This window comes from Bartonella sp. AC329YNZD (assembly GCF_042196685.1).
GTDB lineage: Bacteria > Pseudomonadota > Alphaproteobacteria > Rhizobiales > Rhizobiaceae > Bartonella.
Genome location: NZ_JBHIQS010000067.1, coordinates 1 through 1,604 on the forward strand (window position 1 = coordinate 1; position 1,604 = coordinate 1,604).

Below are 1,604 nucleotides of genomic sequence, written 5' to 3' on the forward strand. Positions count from 1 at the left end.
TTTATACGCAATGTTTTATATGGCAAAGGCAATGATGGTTTCTTACAACGCTTTCAAATGCTTGTCTTTCCCGATGAGACAAAAGATTGGAAATGGGTTGATAGACCGCCCAATCAAGAGGCATGGGAAACGTATGAAGGGGCATTTCGTTCTCTTTATGATAACCCCCTTGGTTCACCAGAACACCCTCTTGTGATGCGCTTTTCTGCTGAAGCTCAAGAGATCTTTCGTGAATGGATGCAAAAGATTTTTAAAGAAGCCAAAGAGAACAACCTTTCTGAAAGCTTACAAGCGCATCTTTTGAAAATGCCTAAAACCATAGTAAGTCTTGCGTTGATTTTTGAAATAACCGAAGGGGGTCGTTTTGAAATCAATAAAGATGCCCTTCAAACAGCCTTGCGATGGGAAAAATATTTGTTCAGTCATGTCAAACGTCTTTATGCGGCGGCGGATAGCTTAGCAACAGAGGGGGCAAAATTGATTGTCGAGCGCTGTGATCATTTACCCGATGTCTTTACTTTACGTGATATTCATCAAAGAAGTTGGATCGGTTTAACAGATAATAGAGCCGTTAAGCAAGCTTTAGAGCTCTTATGTCGTTCCAATCATATTCGTCAAATATCAGTGGAAAATAGCTCTCAAAGTGGTCGACCTACCATACGCTATGAATGGAATCCTTTCGTTAAAAACAACAGCATCAAGCAATGAAGCCATTGTAATTTTTTGTTGTCCTTAAAACCTTCAAAGATCTTATCGTACCAACAGAGGGTTTACGAATTATCTTTGAGGGTTTTTGTTTTATCATTTTTAAAAGAAGAAACATAAAGAGTCCTTTTAACCTTGTGTCAAAGATATCCAAAACACAACCTCTATAGGTTTTGACGGGGTTTTGAGTTTTGAGGGTTGCTGCTATTATGTAAAAAAACGATAAAAAGTAAAAACATTATATTTCAATAGGTTAAGATTTTACAGATCTTAAAAAAACAACCTCTATTGATAATGCAATCTATAAATTCAACTAATAATATACGTTTTGAGGGGGGGTTGACGGTTTTTACACCTTCAAAACCTATAAGCAAAATTCGTAATAAAACTTATCAAAATACTCATTCTGATATTTTAAAGCACATATCAAATTTGTCTTTTTTTTCATAAAACAAATAGCAAATTTCACTACTTTGCTGATCTGATCTCTCTCATGGGCTGTGGATAAGCAGCATTTAAAAAACTTTTTGAAAACATTATCGGCTTTTTTAGCATTTTTTCCAGTTTTCTCACTATTCATTCAAAATGGATTTAATTAATTTCATTTAGATTCTTTTGAAGAGAATTAATCTGTATCGTAGATAGTTATGGAGTCTATTCTTTATGCTTCAACCTCATCATTCTGATAATGAACACGTCACGCTACGCTCTCTGTTGGAATTCTACCGTAAAAAGGCAAAATCACCCCGTGAATTGGGAACGCTGTTTGAAAACCTTGTAAAGGTTTATTTAGCTGAAGACCCGTTGCAAAAGCAAGAATACGAAAAGGTTCAAACTTATTTGGAATGGGCGCAAGAGCATGGAGAAAATGGAACTGATATTGGGATTGATTTGGTCGC

2 protein-coding genes are annotated in these 1,604 nt (G+C 35.8%); both read left to right on the top strand.

Annotation, left to right across the window (positions count from 1 at the left end; translation table 11 throughout):
- Positions 1-708: DUF3987 domain-containing protein (locus tag ACFIMW_RS09200; protein WP_375608887.1), on the top strand; the 708-nt coding region annotated here is incomplete at its 5' end.
- 660 nt (positions 709-1,368) lie between these two features.
- Positions 1,369-1,604 (top strand): hypothetical protein (locus ACFIMW_RS09205; RefSeq protein WP_375608886.1); only part of this gene is annotated, 236 nt, incomplete at its 3' end.